General features: G+C 50.6%; 19 protein-coding genes. 10 read left to right on the top strand and 9 right to left on the bottom strand.

From position 1 onward, the window contains the following. Nucleotides 1–575 precede the first annotated feature (575 nt). The gene (gene dtpA, locus H9644_RS03335; RefSeq protein ID WP_064530078.1) at nt 576–2,078 is read left to right on the top strand and encodes a dipeptide/tripeptide permease DtpA; all 1,503 of its coding nucleotides are present in this window, start codon (nt 576–578) and stop codon (nt 2,076–2,078) included. Nucleotides 2,079–2,183: 105 nt separating this feature from the next. Then, on the top strand, nt 2,184–2,789 hold the full coding sequence (gene gstA / locus H9644_RS03340; protein ID WP_191773180.1) for a glutathione transferase GstA: 606 nt from the start codon (nt 2,184–2,186) through the stop codon (nt 2,787–2,789). A 43-nt stretch (nt 2,790–2,832) separates the two neighbouring features. On the opposite strand, the gene pdxY is transcribed toward gstA, so the two are convergent. The 5 genes from pdxY to anmK all read right to left on the bottom strand — a co-directional run bounded on the left by pdxY (nt 2,833) and on the right by anmK (nt 7,408). Further along, nucleotides 2,833–3,693 (bottom strand): pyridoxal kinase PdxY, encoded by an 861-nt coding sequence (gene pdxY / locus H9644_RS03345; RefSeq protein WP_191773184.1) that lies wholly within the window; start codon nt 3,691–3,693, stop codon nt 2,833–2,835. A gap of 61 nt (nt 3,694–3,754) precedes the next feature. Next, entirely contained in the window at nt 3,755–5,029 is a 1,275-nt protein-coding gene (gene tyrS, locus H9644_RS03350) for a tyrosine--tRNA ligase (protein WP_064530025.1), read from the bottom strand. Between the two features lie 128 nt (nt 5,030–5,157). Then, complete coding sequence (gene pdxH / locus H9644_RS03355) at nt 5,158–5,814, bottom strand: pyridoxamine 5'-phosphate oxidase (protein WP_130224736.1); 657 nt, start codon at nt 5,812–5,814, stop codon at nt 5,158–5,160. A gap of 58 nt (nt 5,815–5,872) precedes the next feature. Continuing rightward, complete coding sequence (gene mliC, locus H9644_RS03360) at nt 5,873–6,202, bottom strand: C-type lysozyme inhibitor (protein WP_191773187.1); 330 nt, start codon at nt 6,200–6,202, stop codon at nt 5,873–5,875. A gap of 84 nt (nt 6,203–6,286) precedes the next feature. Next, the gene (gene anmK, locus H9644_RS03365; protein ID WP_191773190.1) at nt 6,287–7,408 is read right to left on the bottom strand and encodes an anhydro-N-acetylmuramic acid kinase; all 1,122 of its coding nucleotides are present in this window, start codon (nt 7,406–7,408) and stop codon (nt 6,287–6,289) included. 274 nt (nt 7,409–7,682) lie between these two features. On the opposite strand from anmK, the gene slyB reads away from it, so the two are divergent. After that, nucleotides 7,683–8,150 (top strand): outer membrane lipoprotein SlyB, encoded by a 468-nt coding sequence (slyB, locus tag H9644_RS03370; RefSeq protein ID WP_064530029.1) that lies wholly within the window; start codon nt 7,683–7,685, stop codon nt 8,148–8,150. 46 nt (nt 8,151–8,196) lie between these two features. On the opposite strand, the gene slyA is transcribed toward slyB, so the two are convergent. Beyond that, nucleotides 8,197–8,631 carry a transcriptional regulator SlyA gene (gene slyA / locus H9644_RS03375; protein WP_064530079.1) on the bottom strand — a complete coding sequence of 145 codons (435 nt, stop codon included), beginning with the start codon at nt 8,629–8,631 and terminating at the stop codon, nt 8,197–8,199. 200 nt (nt 8,632–8,831) lie between these two features. Between slyA and H9644_RS03380 the strand changes: the two genes are divergently transcribed. The 3 genes from H9644_RS03380 to H9644_RS03390 are packed head-to-tail and all read left to right on the top strand — an operon-like array spanning nt 8,832 to nt 11,940. After that, complete coding sequence (locus H9644_RS03380) at nt 8,832–9,068, top strand: DUF1656 domain-containing protein (protein ID WP_191773193.1); 237 nt, start codon at nt 8,832–8,834, stop codon at nt 9,066–9,068. A gap of 2 nt (nt 9,069–9,070) precedes the next feature. Further along, entirely contained in the window at nt 9,071–9,928 is an 858-nt protein-coding gene (locus H9644_RS03385; RefSeq protein WP_191773196.1) for an efflux RND transporter periplasmic adaptor subunit, read from the top strand. Then, nucleotides 9,928–11,940, top strand: a complete 2,013-nt coding sequence (locus H9644_RS03390) for an FUSC family protein (RefSeq protein ID WP_191773199.1) — start codon at nt 9,928–9,930, stop codon at nt 11,938–11,940. The genes H9644_RS03385 and H9644_RS03390 overlap by 1 nt, the downstream gene beginning before the upstream one ends. Here H9644_RS03390 and sodC read toward each other — a convergent pair whose 3' ends face one another. The 3 genes from sodC to H9644_RS03405 form a co-directional block, all read right to left on the bottom strand. Beyond that, entirely contained in the window at nt 11,941–12,462 is a 522-nt protein-coding gene (gene sodC, locus H9644_RS03395) for a superoxide dismutase [Cu-Zn] SodC (RefSeq protein WP_064530033.1), read from the bottom strand. It abuts the gene before it with no gap. A gap of 79 nt (nt 12,463–12,541) precedes the next feature. Beyond that, nucleotides 12,542–13,438, bottom strand: a complete 897-nt coding sequence (locus tag H9644_RS03400; RefSeq protein WP_064530034.1) for an aldo/keto reductase — start codon at nt 13,436–13,438, stop codon at nt 12,542–12,544. A 48-nt stretch (nt 13,439–13,486) separates the two neighbouring features. Beyond that, nucleotides 13,487–13,726, bottom strand: a complete 240-nt coding sequence (locus tag H9644_RS03405) for a DUF1289 domain-containing protein (protein ID WP_064530035.1) — start codon at nt 13,724–13,726, stop codon at nt 13,487–13,489. 226 nt (nt 13,727–13,952) lie between these two features. On the opposite strand from H9644_RS03405, the gene nemR reads away from it, so the two are divergent. The 4 genes from nemR to rnt all read left to right on the top strand — a co-directional run bounded on the left by nemR (nt 13,953) and on the right by rnt (nt 16,923). After that, on the top strand, nt 13,953–14,552 hold the full coding sequence (gene nemR / locus H9644_RS03410) for a DNA-binding transcriptional regulator NemR (protein ID WP_191773210.1): 600 nt from the start codon (nt 13,953–13,955) through the stop codon (nt 14,550–14,552). Between the two features lie 36 nt (nt 14,553–14,588). Next, nucleotides 14,589–15,686, top strand: coding sequence for an N-ethylmaleimide reductase (gene nemA / locus H9644_RS03415; protein ID WP_191773217.1), 1,098 nt, complete (start codon nt 14,589–14,591; stop codon nt 15,684–15,686). Nucleotides 15,687–15,766: 80 nt separating this feature from the next. Then, on the top strand, nt 15,767–16,174 hold the full coding sequence (gene gloA, locus H9644_RS03420; protein WP_064530038.1) for a lactoylglutathione lyase: 408 nt from the start codon (nt 15,767–15,769) through the stop codon (nt 16,172–16,174). Between the two features lie 101 nt (nt 16,175–16,275). Further along, the gene (gene rnt, locus H9644_RS03425) at nt 16,276–16,923 is read left to right on the top strand and encodes a ribonuclease T (protein WP_001282281.1); all 648 of its coding nucleotides are present in this window, start codon (nt 16,276–16,278) and stop codon (nt 16,921–16,923) included. Nucleotides 16,924–16,931: the final 8 nt, after the last annotated feature.

The raw sequence follows: 16,931 nt of genomic DNA on the forward strand, positions 1-16,931 counted from the left end.
TATTCTTCATCCTCTTACAAAACATCTTGTTAACGTCAATGATGCCGCCTCGCGGCTTCATTTTCAGGCAATCCGTTTGTGAATAACCAAAAATGCAGGTTAATTGTTTTTTTAATAGCGAAATTTTCTATCTATTCGTGATCCAGATCACCTTGATGTCAATATGTAAAAATATTGCTCTGTTTAAGTTAAATTTGACGAAGCATTGATTCAATCAAGGCAGAAACCTACAAAACATTACACTGTCTATTTTTCAGATAATGGACTATCTCACTACATAAAACACCTTACAGTAGAACATATCGCCAAATATCAGTATCCCCCCTCTTCTGGTAGTGAAAAAATCTGTCGTTACGTTTTTTGAAAAATTTAACGCTGGATAACATTTCAATGGGCCGATGATTTCTCCATGCCAGTTATATGTAACAGATTATTACAAAGGACTTGTCTGAAAGTGCAAGATAGTGAACATTACCTGCCGTTTCCCCTCCCACTATAACAATTGCGCGTATGTTTATTAGACATCACGCGAGAAAGCACCCCCGTTAATATGGGATGTAAAAAAAGAGGTAAAAGTGTCCACTGCAAACCAAAAACCAACAGAAAGCGTTAGTTTGAACGCTTTCAAACAACCGAAGGCGTTCTATCTCATCTTCTCGATCGAGTTATGGGAACGTTTTGGTTATTACGGCCTACAAGGAATTATGGCTGTCTACCTGGTTAAACAACTGGGTATGTCTGAAGCGGATTCAATCACACTTTTCTCTTCCTTTAGCGCCCTGGTTTATGGTCTTGTCGCTATTGGTGGTTGGTTAGGCGATAAGGTACTGGGTACAAAACGCGTCATTATGCTTGGTGCTATTGTGCTGGCTATTGGTTATGCGCTGGTTGCCTGGTCTGGTCACGATGCCGGTATCGTCTATATGGGTATGGCGGCAATTGCGGTCGGTAACGGCCTGTTTAAAGCCAACCCGTCTTCACTGCTGTCAACTTGCTACGAGAAAAACGATCCACGTCTGGACGGTGCATTTACCATGTACTACATGTCCGTCAACATCGGTTCGTTCTTCTCTATGATTGCAACACCGTGGTTAGCCGCTAAGTATGGCTGGAGCGTCGCATTCGCCCTTAGCGTGGTTGGTCTGTTGATCACCATCGTTAACTTCGCCTTCTGCCAACGCTGGGTTAAACAGTACGGTTCAAAACCTGACTTTGAGCCGATCAACTACCGCAATCTGCTGTTAACCATTATTGGTGTTGTGGCGCTGATTGCGATTGCCACCTGGCTGCTGCATAACCAGGACGTTGCGCGTATGGCGCTGGGCGTTGTTGCCTTTGGTATCGTGGTTATCTTCGGTAAAGAAGCCTTTGCCATGAAAGGTGCTGCACGTCGTAAAATGATCGTTGCTTTCATCCTGATGCTTGAAGCAATCATCTTCTTCGTGCTGTACAGCCAGATGCCGACGTCTCTGAACTTCTTTGCAATTCGTAACGTTGAGCACACTATTCTGGGCCTGGCTGTAGAACCTGAACAGTATCAGGCACTCAACCCGTTCTGGATCATCATTGGTAGCCCGATTCTCGCAGCTATCTATAACAAGATGGGCGATACCCTGCCGATGCCGACCAAATTCGCAATCGGTATGGTGATGTGCTCTGGCGCATTCCTGATCCTGCCGCTGGGCGCGAAATTCGCCTCTGACGCTGGTATCGTGTCTGTAAGTTGGCTGGTTGCAAGCTATGGCCTGCAGAGTATCGGTGAACTGATGATCTCCGGTCTGGGTCTGGCAATGGTTGCACAGCTCGTTCCACAGCGTCTGATGGGCTTTATTATGGGTAGCTGGTTCCTGACCACTGCCGGTGCAAACCTGATTGGTGGTTATGTTGCGGGTATGATGGCTGTACCGGATAACGTAACCGATCCGCTGATGTCGCTGGAAGTATATGGCCGCGTGTTCTTACAGATTGGTGTTGCCACTGCCGTTATTGCAGTGCTGATGCTGCTGACCGCGCCGAAACTGCATCGTATGACTCAGGACGATGCTGCTGATAAAGCGGCGAAAGCTGCCGTAGCGTAAATTTCAGGGAAACTCTTTTACAAGCCGCTAACTTTTCGTTAGCGGCTTTTTTTTTGTTCAGCAACGCACTACCATACTTTAAACCACAGCCAAAAGGAGTTACCGATGAAACTGTTCTACAAACCGGGCGCCTGCTCTCTTGCATCCCATATCATCCTGCGTGAGAGCGGAAAGGACTTTACGCTCGCCAGTGTGGATTTAATGAAAAAACGTCTGGAAAACGGCGATGACTACTTTGCGATTAATCCTAAAGGGCAGGTTCCTGCGCTGCTGCTGGACGATGCCACTCTGCTGACGGAAGGCGTGGCCATTATGCAGTATCTTGCCGACAGTGTCCCTGACCGCCAGCTATTGGCTCCGGTAAACAGTATTTCTCGCTATAAAACCATCGAATGGCTGAACTATATCGCCACTGAGTTGCATAAAGGCTTTACTCCGCTGTTTAACCCGGCTACACCGGAAGAGTTCAAGCCGACTGCACGCGCACAGTTGGAGAAAAAACTACAGTTCGTTAACGATGCGCTGAAAGATGATCACTGGATTTGCGGGCAACGTTTTACTATTGCTGACGCCTATCTGTTTACTGTATTGCGCTGGGCATATGGGGTGAAATTGAATCTGGAAGGTTTAGAGCATATTGCCGCATATATGCAGCGTATGGCTGAACGTCCGACGGTAAAAGCCGCGCTATCAGCGGAAGGCTTGCAGTAATGGTTATCGGCCCGCAGGATACTGTGGGCCGACAAGACGTATTTCAGAGCTTCGTCGCACTGAAGTAGTGTTCTGGTTTAGCAATACGATCCTGGGCTGCTACAACTTGCAGCTCATATTCCTGCATAGCTTTGGTGGTCACCATAATTTCGTATACCGCAGCAGTCACATGCTCCAGCGCGTGCTGCAACGTTGCGCCCTGTAGTAGTTTCACCAGCAATAATCCGCTCGTCACATCACCAACGCCCACTGGCTGACGCATGCCAAAATCAACCAGAGGACGGTCGATATGCCATGCTTCATCGGCAGTAACCAGCAACATTTCAAAACGATCTGTGCTGTAACCGGCACGCGCCAGATGTTTCACCAATACGATTTCAGGCCCCTGAGCAATAAGTTCGCGCGCGGCTTTAACCGCGTCTTCGACGTTATGTACCGGATGCTCGCAGAGGATTTCCAGCTCAACCAGATTTGGCGCGATGATATCGCTGGCAGGAAGACCGTGACGCACGTGGAACTCCGCCACACCAGGCGCAACGATACAGCCCTTTTCGGGGTGCCCCATTACCGGATCGCAAAAATATTTCGCCTGCGGGTTCGCTGCTTTCACCTGACGGACAATACCGAGGATATGCTCGCCCTGCTCCGCCGACCCCAGATAGCCGCTTAATACGGCATCACAAGTGTGCAATTTATCGATAGCGGCAATGCCTTGCACAATTTCTGTTAAATGACTGGGCGGCATCACGCAGCCAGTCCATTTACCGTATTGGGTGTGATTAGAAAATTGAACGGTGTTGAGCGGCCAGACATTCGCGCCCAGGCGGCGCATTGGAAACTCTGCCGCACTGTTACCCGCATGACCATAGACAACGTGAGACTGGATAGCGAGAATATTTTTCATCGTGCTCCCTGTATAAAAATCAGGGGGAGTGATTTCTCATTCCCCCTTTCCACTTAGTGCATTATTTCCAGCAAATCAGACAGTAATTCTTTTTGCCGCGACGAAGTAAGGTATAACGACCAAACAGACGATCTTCTTCTTTAAAGAAGTATTCTGGATCGGACTGTTTTTCACCATTAATGGTGATGGCATTAGAGGCGATAGTTTTACGCGCCTGACCACGGGAAGGTTGCAGTTCAGAATCAACCAACGCCTGCATCAGATCAGCGCCTTTTTCCAACTCAACCATCGGTACGCCGTCCTGCGCCAGTTGTTCGAAGTCCGCTTCACTCAGCGCACTCAGAGAACCGCTGAACAGGCACTCGGTAATACGTTTCGCAGCTTGCAAACCTTCTTCACCGTGAACCAGTCGCGTCACCTGCTCCGCCAGCACATACTGGGCGCGTGGCGCTTTACCGCTGTTTTTGTCTTCTTCTTCGAGGGCATTGATCTCTTCAATGCTCATAAAGGTGAAGAACTTCAGGAAGCGGTAAACGTCAGCATCTGCAGTGTTGATCCAGAACTGGTAGAACTTGTACGGACTGGTTTTCTTCGGATCCAGCCATACTGCGCCACCTTCAGTTTTACCGAACTTAGTGCCGTCTGCTTTGGTGATCAGCGGAACGGTCAGGCCAAACACCTGATTCTGATGCAGACGACGGGTCAGATCGATACCAGAGGTGATGTTACCCCACTGGTCAGAACCGCCGATTTGCAGCACCACACCGTACTGTTTGTTCAGGCAGGCAAAGTCATAGCCCTGCAACAGGTTGTAGGAAAACTCGGTGAACGAAATCCCCTGATCTTCACGGTTGAGACGCTGTTTAACCGCTTCTTTGTTGATCATCTGGTTAACGGAGAAGTGTTTGCCGATATCGCGCAGGAAGGTCAGCACATTCATATTGCCGAACCAGTCATAGTTGTTCGCTGCGATAGCAGAGTTTTCTCCGCAGTCGAAATCGAGGAACGGGGCAACCTGTTTGCGGATTTTGTCTACCCACTCCTGAACAGTTTCTTCAGTGTTCAGCTTACGCTCGGCAGCTTTGAAGCTTGGGTCACCAATCAGACCCGTGGCGCCGCCTACCAGCGCAACCGGCTTGTGGCCCGCCTGCTGGAAGCGTTTCAGGCATAACAATGGAACAAGATGCCCCAAATGCAAGCTGTCAGCGGTAGGATCGAAGCCGCAATAGAGCGCGATCGGGCCTTGCGCCAGTCGCTCTGCTAACGCTTCTTCGTCCGTCACCTGGGCCACCAGCCCCCGCTCTTGCAATTGTTTAATCAAGTTACTGCTTGCCATCAAAATCTCCATGTATATAACGACTGCACCTTTGCCGGTACACGACTTTTCGCCAGATGCGAAAGAGACATAGAATAAAGTGCCGGAATCAGGAGTACCAGCGATTAAAGCAAGATTTTTGCATCTTTTCAGGGTGCGAGGCGATCGATTTTCCACGCCTCGTTTTCACGTTGGTACAAAAAGCGGTCATGCAGTCGATGCTCACCGCCCTGCCAGAACTCAATCTGTTCAAGACTGACGCGAAAACCGCCCCAAAAACTCGGCAACGGCACTTCGCCCTGCTGAAACTTCTGCTTCAATTCCAGGAATTTGCTTTCAAGGATCCCACGCGCAGAAATACGGCTGGACTGCTTCGATACCCACGCGCCAATCTGGCTATCACGCGGGCGGCTATGAAAATATTTCATCACTTCGAGAGTCGAAAGACGTTCCGCTTTACCGGTCACCATCACCTGGCGCTCAAGGGTATGCCACGGGAAAAGCAGGCTAACGCGCGGGTTATTTTCGATTTGGTGTGCTTTACGGCTGCCAAGGTTGGTGTAAAACACCATGCCTTTTTCATCGTAATGTTTTAGTAAAACAATGCGCTGATACGGTTGGCCATGTTCATCAACGGTAGCGACGACCATCGCAGTAGGGTCGGCCAGTTTGGCTTCACAGGCCTGAGAAAGCCAGCGTTCAAAGAGGGTTAAAGGATCGGCGGGAAGATCGCGGCGGCGTAAACCACCTTTTGTGTATTCGCGGCGTAAATGCGCGATTTGCTGCAATTCGTCGTTATCAGCCATGGTTTTCTTTACAGATTGTCAGTGGGTGACGCTATTGTGCGCCGCCCCTGGAAAAATCTCAACGCTGTGGATTTTGTAACTGACAGTTATTCAAGACGATGTGGTCACGTTTATAGACCGTCGCGTCATCACCTTTTGACCAGAAAACGTAGATACCGTCGGTATAACGTGCGCCAGACGCTGAAATACCCTGTTTAAGGTGCAGCAATTGATTATCGTAAACAAAACTGACTTCCTGACGCGGATTATTCAGTTTGACGGTCAACGGTTTTTCATCACACTGGTATTCCAGCGTATCAGTTTGCATGCGCTCAACCAGTTGATTAAACGCGCTACAGCCGGTAAGAAATACCGGCAGACAAAGTAGTAACAGTTTTTTCATAAACATATCCCGAAGACTTTCCTGGTCCGGAGGGCAAAACGCCCTCCTCAACTTCCAAGTGTAACGGCAGACGCAGTAAGAAAAATTCAGTTAACTCTGATATCGCGGGTTTGCAGGAAAAATTGCGCCCAGCACCGTCTCCTCGCTTGCGCCGGTAACGGAAGGTAGATTGCCCGGCAGCCCAGCCAGCGTTCGCCAGGCAAGCCATGCGAAGGCTAACGCCTCCATGTCATCGCCGCTAATGCCAACGGCATCGGTGGTGGTCACTTCTGTACCTGGCAGTAATGCAGCAAGGCGCGCCATGAGCAGCGGATTGCGACTTCCGCCACCACATACCATCAATCGATCGCAGCCACCGCTCAACAAGACTTGTTCAGAAATGGTCACGACGGTGAGTTCCGCCAGTGTGGCCTGGACATCACGGGGGGCAACGCCCGGGAAATCGCGTAGATGGCGTTCAAGCCAGGCATAGTTAAAGTATTCGCGTCCGGTGCTTTTGGGTGCAGGTTGGGAAAAATACGGATCACTAAGCATTTTTTGCAGCAGCGGCAGAATAACCTTGCCCGCCCGCGCCCACTCAGCATCTTTATCGTAAGGTTTACCGACCTGACGCCAGATCCATGCGTCCATTAGCATGTTGCCCGGTCCGGTATCGTAGCCACCTACAGGCATCCCTGGAATAAGTAGTGACAGATTAGCAATACCACCAATATTAAGCACCATTCGCCGCTCAGTGGGATGGGCCAGCAATGCGTGATGAAAAGCAGGAACCAGCGGTGCGCCCTGGCCACCTAAGGCGATATCGCGACGGCGAAAATCCCCAACAACAGTAATTCCAGTCCGCGCAACAATTTGATTGTTATCACCAATCTGTAGCGTATGTGGCGCGACGCCCGTGGGTTCGTGCCAGACGGTCTGGCCATGACAACCGATAGCCACAATATCTTTCGGCTGTAAATTTTCTGCTTTTAATAGTGCGTTAACGGCATCCGCAAACAAGCAGCCAAGTCGGGTATCCAGTTGACCAAACTGAGAGAGCGTAAGCTGTTGCCCCTGGCAAATATCCAGCACTGCTTGTTTGAGTGATGGGGGAATCGGCCAGCTCAAACTAGCCAGCTGTGCTACCCGGTGTTCATCGATCGTCGCCAGTACAACATCGACACCATCCAGGCTAGTACCTGACATAACACCAATAAAGCGGCCTGATTTCATAGTTCATCCTTTTTCAACCTGATGTTTGCGCTCCACTCAAACACAAACCTTTCGCGAATTCCATGCAAAAGAGCCGATTTTTATCGTTGGTAGTAAAAGATTATATTCACATCAATAACTAATATGAATGTTTTGTTTATACTTGGTTAACCCTACTCTAATTATGATTTAATCATGTTTTAGTGGAACATGTAATCATGGTTATACTAATGCGGTTTACTTTGACCATTAGGGATGCTTGTGAGGCGTTTCATGGTAATCAGGAGATTTTTCAATGATTAAACGCGTACTGGTTGTATCAATGGTAGGTCTTTCGCTTGTCGGTTGTGTTAACAACGATACCCTATCTGGCGATGTTTATACTGCCTCTGAAGCGAAGCAAGTGCAGAATGTCAGCTACGGCACAATTGTTAACGTACGACAGGTACAGATTCAGGGCGGTGATGATTCCAACGTCATCGGCGCAATTGGCGGTGCGGTTCTCGGTGGTTTTCTTGGTAACACCGTTGGTGGCGGTACTGGACGCTCTTTGGCTACCGCAGCAGGAGCTGTCGCGGGTGGCGTAGCCGGCCAGGGTGTACAGAGCGCAATGAACAAAACACAGGGTGTGGAGCTGGAAATTCGTAAAGATGATGGCAACACCATCATGGTGGTACAGAAACAGGGCAATACCCATTTCTCTCCGGGACAACGTGTCGTTCTGGCCAGCAACGGCAGCCAGGTGACGGTTTCCCCGCGCTAAACAAGTTGACGTGTGGTCAGCTAACTGGCCACACGCCCCCTTTATTTCACCCTTTGGCCTGTAACTCAGTAATATTATGCTCAAGTTTTGCAATGAGCCTAATCAGTTGTTCCAGTTCCTCTGCTGAAATCCCGTCCAAAATTTCCGCCCGGGTCTTGTTAATAACAGCTTCCATTTCGCTAATCAGTGGCTCTGCCTTTTCCGTCAGTTTAATCCGTTTGGCCCGCCGATCGCTGGGGCAAGTTTGACGCGAAATTAACCCTTTTTCTTCCAGTTGGTCCAACGTACGAACCAGTGATGGCTGCTCAATGCCGATCGCTTTTGCCAGTTGAATTTGCGACTGGTCTGGAGGTAACTGATGTATATTGTGCAACGTCACCCAATGGGTTTGCGTTAACTCCAGGGGTTTCAGGCGATGGTCTATCAGAGCACGCCATATGCGCACCAACCGTGCCAGATCAGAACCTAGTGGCGATTCCAATTTCATCTCCTTATAATTAGCTTGCTAAGATATTATACGGCTTTTAGAATAGTGTGCAGCAATTGTATTGCTAAAACAAATGGATTGCTGCATTTGCTTACCGTCAGACATGCTTTTCAGAAATAGCGAGTAATTTTCTCTCACATAAACAATTTTTATTAATCTAAAGCAATAAATTCAGCCTCAAAGGAATCTATTTTGTGAAGTTTATGCATAGTGCAACAGGATTGCCCCTACAAGATCTGGTGTTCGGTGCATCCGTCTACTTTCCTCCGTTTTTCAAAGCCTTCGCGCTTGGATTTGTCGTCTGGCTTGTCGTACACCGCCTGCTTCGCGACTGGATCTATGCGGGGGACATCTGGCATCCCTTGTTAATGGATTTGTCGCTATTTGCGATCTGCGTCTGCTTCTCCCTGGCAATATTGATTGCGTGGTAACTATGTCAATTAAAACAATTAAGTATTTCTCAACAATAATTGTAGCAGTAGTTGCCGTTCTCGCCGGATGGTGGCTGTGGAACTTTTACATGCAGTCACCGTGGACGCGGGATGGCAAAGTACGCGCGGAACAGGTTGCTATCACACCACAAGTGTCCGGACGTATTGTTGAGATGAATATAAAAGACAACCAGTTGGTTACCGCTGGCGAGATTCTGTTCACTATCGATAAAACGCCCTTCCAGATTGCCGAACTGAATGCCCAGGCCCAACTGGCGAAAGCGCAATCTGAACTTGCCAGAGCCAATAATGAGGCCAACCGCCGCCGTCATCTCTCGCAAAATTTTATTTCTGCCGAAGAACTGGATACGGCAAACCTCAATGTTAAAGCAATGCAGGCCAGTGTCGATGCCGCACAAGCAACGCTGAAACAGGCGCAATGGCAACTGGCACAAACGGAAATTCGCGCCCCGGTAAGCGGATGGGTCACCAACCTCTCTACCCGCATCGGCGACTACGCCGACACAGGAAAACCGCTGTTTGCCCTGGTAGACAGTCACTCGTTTTACGTCATTGGTTATTTTGAAGAAACCAAATTGCGGCACATCCGCGACGGTGCGCCAGCACACATTACGCTCTATAGCGATAACAAAACGTTACAGGGTCACGTCTCCAGTATCGGTCGGGCAATTTATGATCAGAGTGTGGAAAACGATTCCAGCCTGATTCCAGACGTTAAACCTAACGTTCCCTGGGTTCGTCTCGCCCAGCGCGTCCCGGTTCGCTTTGCCCTTGATAATGTTCCCAGCGATGTCACGCTGGTATCCGGTACGACCTGTAGTATCGCAGTAGGTCAGTAATGAACGCCTGGTCATGGTCCCTGCGCAATCTGCCCTGGTTTAAGGCCACGCTGGCACAATGGCGTTATGCGTTACGTAATACTCTTGCCATGTGTCTGGCGCTGTCTGTTGCTTATTATTTAAATCTGGACGAGCCCTATTGGGCGATGACGTCAGCCGCGGTGGTGAGCTTCCCGACGGTTGGCGGTGTCATCAGCAAAAGCCTGGGGCGCATCGCTGGCAGCTTGCTGGGGGCTATCGCGGCGCTGATCCTTGCCGGGCATACTCTCAACGAACCGTGGTTCTTCTTGTTGAGCATGTCGGCATGGCTTGGTTTTTGTACCTGGGCCTGCGCGCACTTCACGAATAACGTGGCCTATGCGTTTCAACTGGCGGGTTACACAGCGGCGATTATCGCCTTCCCGATGGTCAATATCACTGAGGCAAGCCAGTTGTGGGACATCGCCCAGGCGCGCGTTTGCGAAGTCATCGTCGGTATTCTCTGCGGTGGGATGATGATGATGATCCTGCCGAGCACTTCCGATGCCACAGCCCTTTTAACCGCATTGAAAAACATGCACGCCCGTTTACTGGAACATGCCAGTTTGCTCTGGCAGCCTGAAACAACCGATGCCATTCGTACTGCGCATGAAGGTGTAATTGGGCAAATACTGACCATGAATTTACTGCGAATTCAGGCGTTCTGGAGCCACTATCGCTTCCGCCAGCAAAACGCGCGCCTCAATGCGTTGCTCCACCAGCAATTACGTATGACCAGTGTCATCTCGAGTTTGCGGCGTATGTTGCTCAACTGGCCATCACCGCCTGCTGCTATACGGGAAATTCTTGAACAGTTACTAACGACCCTCGCCAGCGGGCAAACAGATTTTTACACCGTCGCGCGCATCATTGCCCCGCTACGCCCGACGAACTCAGCCGACTATCGGCATGTCGCCTTCTGGCATCGACTACGTTATTTTTGCCGCCTTTATCTACAAAGTAGTCATGAATTACATCGACTGGAAAGCGGCGCAGATAATCAAACCAGACTCCCTCGCGCGTCCGGACTGGCACGTCATACCGATAATGCAGAAGCCATGTGGAGCGGGCTGCGTACATTTTGTACGTTGATGATGATTGGTGCGTGGAGTATTGCCTCGCAATGGGATGCCGGCGCCAATGCATTAACCCTGGCTGCGATTAGCTGTGTCCTTTACTCCGCCGTCGCAGCACCGTTTAAGTCGTTGTCACTGCTGATGCGCACGCTGGTATTACTTTCGTTCTTTAGCTTCGTGGTTAAATTTGGCCTGATGGTTCAGATTAGCGATCTGTGGCAATTTTTGCTGTTTCTTTTCCCCCTGCTGGCAACGATGCAGCTTCTCAAATTACAGATGCCAAAATTTGCCGCACTGTGGGGGCAACTGATTGTTTTTATGGGCTCGTTCATCGCTGTCACTAATCCCCCGGTGTATGATTTTGCTGATTTTCTTAACGATAATCTGGCGAAAATCGTTGGCGTAGCGCTGGCGTGGTTAGCGTTTGCCATTCTGCGACCAGGCTCGGATGCCCGCAAAAGCCGTCGCCATATTCGCGCCCTGCGCCGGGATTTTGTCGATCAACTCAGCCGTCGCCCGATGCACAGCGAGAACGAATTTGAATCTCTCACATATCATCACGTCAGTCAGTTGAGTAACAGCCAGGATGCGCTGGCGCGCCGCTGGTTATTACGTTGGGGTGTGGTGCTACTGAACTGCTCGCATGTTGTCTGGCAATTGCGCGAGTGGGAGTCGCGTTCCGATCCGTTATCACAAGTGCGGGATAACTGTATTTCGCTGTTGCGGGGAGTGATGAGTGAGCGTGGCGTTCAGCAAAAATCGCTGGCAGCCACACTAGAAGAATTACAGCGGATTTGCGACAGCCTTGCCCGGCATCATCAGCCTGCCGCCCGTGAGCTGGCGGCGATTGTCTGGCGACTATACTGCTCGCTTTCGCAACTTGAGCAAGCACCGCCGCAAGGTACGCTGGCCTCTTAATTACTTAATAACACCACAGGCATAGCGTTCACCGCCACCGCCCAGCGGTTTAGGTTGATCGGACATATTATCGCCGCCAACGTGGATCATCAGCGCCTTGTCTTTGATTTCATCGAGTGATTTCAGACGCGGCGCAATAACGGCATCGGTCGCATTGCCGTCATTGTTGACCACCAGCGCTGGCAGATCACCTAAATGCCCTGCACCTTCTGGCCCTTCGTGTTTACCACTATTTTGGGGATCAAGATGTCCGCCCGCAGATTGCGCCGCAGTGGCTTTCCCATCTTTCGTTGCGGGTTGACAACTTCCGTTGGCATGAATATGAAAGCCGTGCTCACCGGGGGGTAATGCTTTCAGATCGGGTGAAAACTCCAGACCTTTATCGGTTTCAGTAATAGTGACGCTACCTATTGACTGCCCAACACCTTGCGACGTAACGAGGTTCATCTCGACTTTTTCACTGGCGGCTTGTGCGCCGGTCGCAACAACCAGCGCCAGGATAGCCAGACTAAAACGCTTCATAGGACCTCCGTTCAATGTGCATACCCGTTAAGTGTAAACCAGTGACACATATTTGAACGGCGGCTATTCCTAAAAGTGTTTATGGTACGTCGTAACCTAATGCCGCTTTACGGATGCGGAACCACTGCTGACGCGTCATTTTCAGGGCTTCTGCCTCTACAGCAGCCCGTACGCGCTCAATTTTACCGGAGCCAATTATCGGCAACGGTTGCGACGGCAGACGTAATATCCAGGCATAAACAACCTGCTCAATAGTGGCCGCGTTTAATTCCTGGGCTATCACAGCGAGCTCATCCCGCAGAGGCTGGAAAAAATCATCATTGAACAGACGCCCACCGCCAAGACACGACCACGCCATTGGACGAATACGCAGTTGTTGTAGCTGATCGAGCGTACCATCCAGCAGCAACGGCTGATGTACTGGAGAAATTTCCACCTGATTGGTCGCAAGAGTAAACGGCAGGCGCGATTGCAACAGGGCAAATTGCGCGGGGGTGAAGTTAGATACGCCAAAATGGCGCACTTTGCCACTCTGATGCAGATGTTTAAATGCATCTGCCACTTCATCAGCATCCATTAACGGGTCGGGACGGTGGATTAACAGCAGATCCAGATGATCGGTCGCAAGATTAATCAGCGACTGTTCGGCGCTTTTAATAATATGGTCGCGGTCAGTGATGTAATGACCAATAACGTTTTCTTCACGAGCGGTCGTTGCGATGCCACATTTGCTGACGATTTCCAGTCGTTCTCGCAGATGCGGCGCCAGCTTTAGCGCCTCGCCAAATGCTGCTTCGCACTGATAGCCGCCATAAATATCAGCATGGTCCACGGTGGTGATGCCGAGATCCAGGTGCTCCTCAATAAAGCTAACCAACTGACGAGCAGACATATTCCAGTCCATCAGTCGCCAGTAGCCCATCACGAAACGGGAAAACTCCGGACCTTGCGGTGCAATAGTAATACGCTGAACCATAATCGCTTCCTCTTATCAGATATGAGAGGAGTATACGCAAGATTATGCTCAAAAGAGTGATGGTTGCTCCGGTTCGTCTGATGACGCTGGCTTATTTGCACGTAATTTACGCATAAGTCGTTGCCGACAAAGGCGCAGCACCTCTTGTTTTTCGCCATCGCTCATATTATTCCAGTTAAAACGCTCGTCCCGGCTGCGAAAACAACCGCGACAAAATCCGCGCTCATCAGACTGGCAAATTCCCCGGCACGGGCTCTGGACGGGAAAGAACTCTAGTTGCTCCGCCACTTCGCCCTCCTCAGATAAGTTTTACTCTAAATAATTCGAGTTGCAGGAAGGCGACGAGTGAATGAATACCCAGGAGCTTACTAAAGTAAGTGACTGGGGGGAGTGAACGTGGTCGCAGCGCATGCAACTTGAAGTATGACGAGTGTATTACCACTATTGAAGCTGTTAATGCCCAAAGTAGCAACTTTGCTTGCACTAGACCGACTGGTCTACTACACTCCAACACATGAACAAACACACCGAACATGATACTCGCGAACATCTCCTGGCGACGGGCGAGCAACTTTGCCTGCAACGTGGATTCACCGGGATGGGGTTAAGCGAATTACTAAAAACTGCTGAAGTGCCGAAAGGGTCCTTCTATCACTACTTTCGCTCTAAAGAAGCGTTTGGCGTTGCCATGCTTGAGCGTCATTACGCCGCATATCACCAGCGACTGACGGAGTTGCTGCAATCCGGCGAGGGTAATTACCGCGACCGCATTCTGGCTTATTACCAGCAGACGCTGAACCAGTTTTGCCAACATGGAACCATCAGCGGTTGCCTGACAGTAAAACTCTCTGCCGAAGTGTGCGATCTGTCAGAAGATATGCGCAGCGCGATGGATAAAGGGGCTTGCGGCGTGATCGCCCTGCTCTCGCAGGCGCTGGAAAATGGCCGTGCCAGCCATTGTTTAACCTTTTGTGGCGAACCGCTGCAACAGGCACAAGTGCTTTACGCACTGTGGCTTGGCGCGAATCTGCAGGCCAAAATTTCGCGCAGTTCTGAGCCACTGAAAAACGCGCTGGCCCATGTAAAAAACATTATTGCGACGCCTGCCGTTTAGCAGGCATTTTTTATCACCAGACGACCGGGAGCCTTTATGTCATCTGAAAAACTCTATTCCCCACTGAAAGTGGGCGCGATTACGGCGGCAAACCGTATATTTATGGCACCACTAACGCGTCTGCGCAGTATTGAACCGGGTGACATCCCTACCCCGTTGATGGCGGAATACTATCGCCAACGCGCCAGTGCTGGCTTGATTATTAGCGAAGCCACGCAAATTTCTGCCCAGGCAAAAGGATATGCTGGCGCGCCTGGCATCCATAGCCCGGAGCAAATTGCGGCGTGGAAAAAAATCACCGCTGGTGTTCATGCTGAAAACGGTCATATCGCAGTACAGCTGTGGCACACCGGGCGCATTTCTCACGCCAGCCTACAACCAGGCGGTCAGGCCCCGGTAGCCCCTTCTGCGCTGAGTGCGGGGACTCGTACATCACTGCGTGACGAAAATGGTCAGGCGGTCCGCGTAGAAACATCGATGCCACGTGCACTGGAACTGGAAGAGATTCCGGGTATCGTCAACGATTTCCGCCAGGCCATCGCCAACGCCCGCGAAGCCGGATTTGATCTGGTCGAACTCCACTCCGCTCACGGTTATTTACTGCATCAGTTCCTGTCGCCTTCTTCGAACCATCGTACCGATCAGTACGGCGGCAGCGTGGAGAATCGCGCACGTCTGGTACTGGAAGTCGTCGATGCCGGGATTGAAGAATGGGGTGCCGATCGCATTGGCATTCGCATTTCGCCAATCGGTACTTTCCAGAACACGGATAACGGCCCAAATGAAGAAGCCGATGCACTGTATCTGATTGAACAACTGGGCAAACGTGGCATTGCTTATCTGCATATGTCCGAACCAGACTGGGCTGGCGGCAAACCGTATACTGAGACGTTCCGCGAAAAAGTGCGCGCTCGTTTCCACGGCCCGATTATCGGGGCTGGTGCATACTCTGTCGAAAAAGCCGAAACGCTGATCGGTAAAGGGCTAATTGATGCGGTGGCGTTTGGTCGTGACTGGATTGCGAATCCGGATCTGGTTGCCCGCTTGCAGCGCAAAGCAGAGCTTAACCCACAGCGTGCCGAAAGCTTTTACGGCGGCGGTGCGGAAGGTTATACCGATTACCCTACGCTGTAATCCAACATTGCGAGCGGCGCAAAGCCGCCGCTATACTAAAACAACATTCTGAATCTGTTAGCCATTTTGAGGATATAAAAATGCGTCTTCTTCACACCATGCTGCGCGTTGGCGATCTGCAACGTTCCATTGATTTTTATACCAACGTGCTGGGCATGAAACTGCTGCGTACCAGCGAAAACCCGGAATACAAATACTCACTGGCATTCGTTGGCTACGGCCCGGAAACCGAAGAAGCGGTGATTGAGCTGACTTACAACTGGGGCGTGGATAAATACGAACTCGGCACCGCTTATGGTCACATCGCCCTTAGCGTCGAGAATGCCGCAGAAGCGTGCGAAAAAATCCGTCAAAACGGCGGTAACGTAACCCGTGAAGCGGGTCCGGTAAAAGGTGGCACTACGGTTATCGCTTTTGTGGAAGATCCGGACGGTTACAAAATTGAATTGATTGAAGAGAAAGACGCCGGTCGCGGTCTGGGTAATTAATCTCCGCCGGGCGTGAATTCATCGCGCCCGCATCTTTACTGCATCAGCGGGTAATATTTGTCATAATGCGCGCTGCAATTTATCCGTATTAAGAGAATCAGATGTCCGATAACGCTCAACTTACCGGTCTGTGCGACCGTTTTCGTGGTTTTTATCCCGTTGTGATCGATGTTGAAACAGCCGGATTTAACGCCAAAACCGATGCGCTGCTTGAGATTGCCGCCATCACCCTGAAAATGGATGAACAAGGCTGGCTGATGCCGGACACCACATTACATTTCCACGTCGAACCGTTTGTCGGCGCGAATTTGCAACCAGAAGCCCTCGCCTTCAACGGCATTGACCCAAACGATCCCGATCGCGGCGCGGTCAGTGAATACGAGGCGCTGCATGAAATTTTTAAAGTTGTACGTAAAGGCATTAAAGCGAGCGGCTGTAACCGCGCCATTATGGTGGCGCACAATGCTAATTTCGACCACAGCTTTATGATGGCCGCCGCAGAACGCGCCTCACTGAAACGTAACCCGTTCCACCCTTTCGCCACTTTCGACACCGCGGCGTTGGCCGGGCTGGCACTTGGACAAACCGTATTATCAAAAGCCTGCCAGACCGCTGGCATGGACTTTGATAGCACCCAGGCACACTCTGCACTATACGACACCGAACGCACTGCTGTGCTGTTTTGTGAAATCGTCAATCGCTGGAAACGTCTGGGAGGCTGGCCGCTGCCTGCCGCCGAAGAGGTGTAATCGAGTCG

This window comes from Escherichia whittamii, from assembly GCF_014836715.1.
Classification (GTDB): Bacteria; Pseudomonadota; Gammaproteobacteria; order Enterobacterales; family Enterobacteriaceae; genus Escherichia; species Escherichia whittamii.

What these genes read in the sequence shown, in the direction of transcription:
- gstA (WP_191773180.1), top strand. Translation starts at nt 2,184, where the DNA reads ATGAAACTGTTCTACAAACCGGGCGCCTGCTCTCTTGCATCCCATATC.
- pdxY (WP_191773184.1), bottom strand. Translation starts at nt 3,693, where the DNA reads ATGAAAAATATTCTCGCTATCCAGTCTCACGTTGTCTATGGTCATGCG.
- tyrS (WP_064530025.1), bottom strand. Translation starts at nt 5,029, where the DNA reads ATGGCAAGCAGTAACTTGATTAAACAATTGCAAGAGCGGGGGCTGGTG.
- pdxH (WP_130224736.1), bottom strand. Translation starts at nt 5,814, where the DNA reads ATGGCTGATAACGACGAATTGCAGCAAATCGCGCATTTACGCCGCGAA.
- mliC (WP_191773187.1), bottom strand. Translation starts at nt 6,202, where the DNA reads ATGTTTATGAAAAAACTGTTACTACTTTGTCTGCCGGTATTTCTTACC.
- anmK (WP_191773190.1), bottom strand. Translation starts at nt 7,408, where the DNA reads ATGAAATCAGGCCGCTTTATTGGTGTTATGTCAGGTACTAGCCTGGAT.
- slyB (WP_064530029.1), top strand. Translation starts at nt 7,683, where the DNA reads ATGATTAAACGCGTACTGGTTGTATCAATGGTAGGTCTTTCGCTTGTC.
- H9644_RS03385 (WP_191773196.1), top strand. Translation starts at nt 9,071, where the DNA reads ATGTCAATTAAAACAATTAAGTATTTCTCAACAATAATTGTAGCAGTA.
- H9644_RS03390 (WP_191773199.1), top strand. Translation starts at nt 9,928, where the DNA reads ATGAACGCCTGGTCATGGTCCCTGCGCAATCTGCCCTGGTTTAAGGCC.
- sodC (WP_064530033.1), bottom strand. Translation starts at nt 12,462, where the DNA reads ATGAAGCGTTTTAGTCTGGCTATCCTGGCGCTGGTTGTTGCGACCGGC.
- H9644_RS03400 (WP_064530034.1), bottom strand. Translation starts at nt 13,438, where the DNA reads ATGGTTCAGCGTATTACTATTGCACCGCAAGGTCCGGAGTTTTCCCGT.
- nemR (WP_191773210.1), top strand. Translation starts at nt 13,953, where the DNA reads ATGAACAAACACACCGAACATGATACTCGCGAACATCTCCTGGCGACG.
- nemA (WP_191773217.1), top strand. Translation starts at nt 14,589, where the DNA reads ATGTCATCTGAAAAACTCTATTCCCCACTGAAAGTGGGCGCGATTACG.
- gloA (WP_064530038.1), top strand. Translation starts at nt 15,767, where the DNA reads ATGCGTCTTCTTCACACCATGCTGCGCGTTGGCGATCTGCAACGTTCC.
- rnt (WP_001282281.1), top strand. Translation starts at nt 16,276, where the DNA reads ATGTCCGATAACGCTCAACTTACCGGTCTGTGCGACCGTTTTCGTGGT.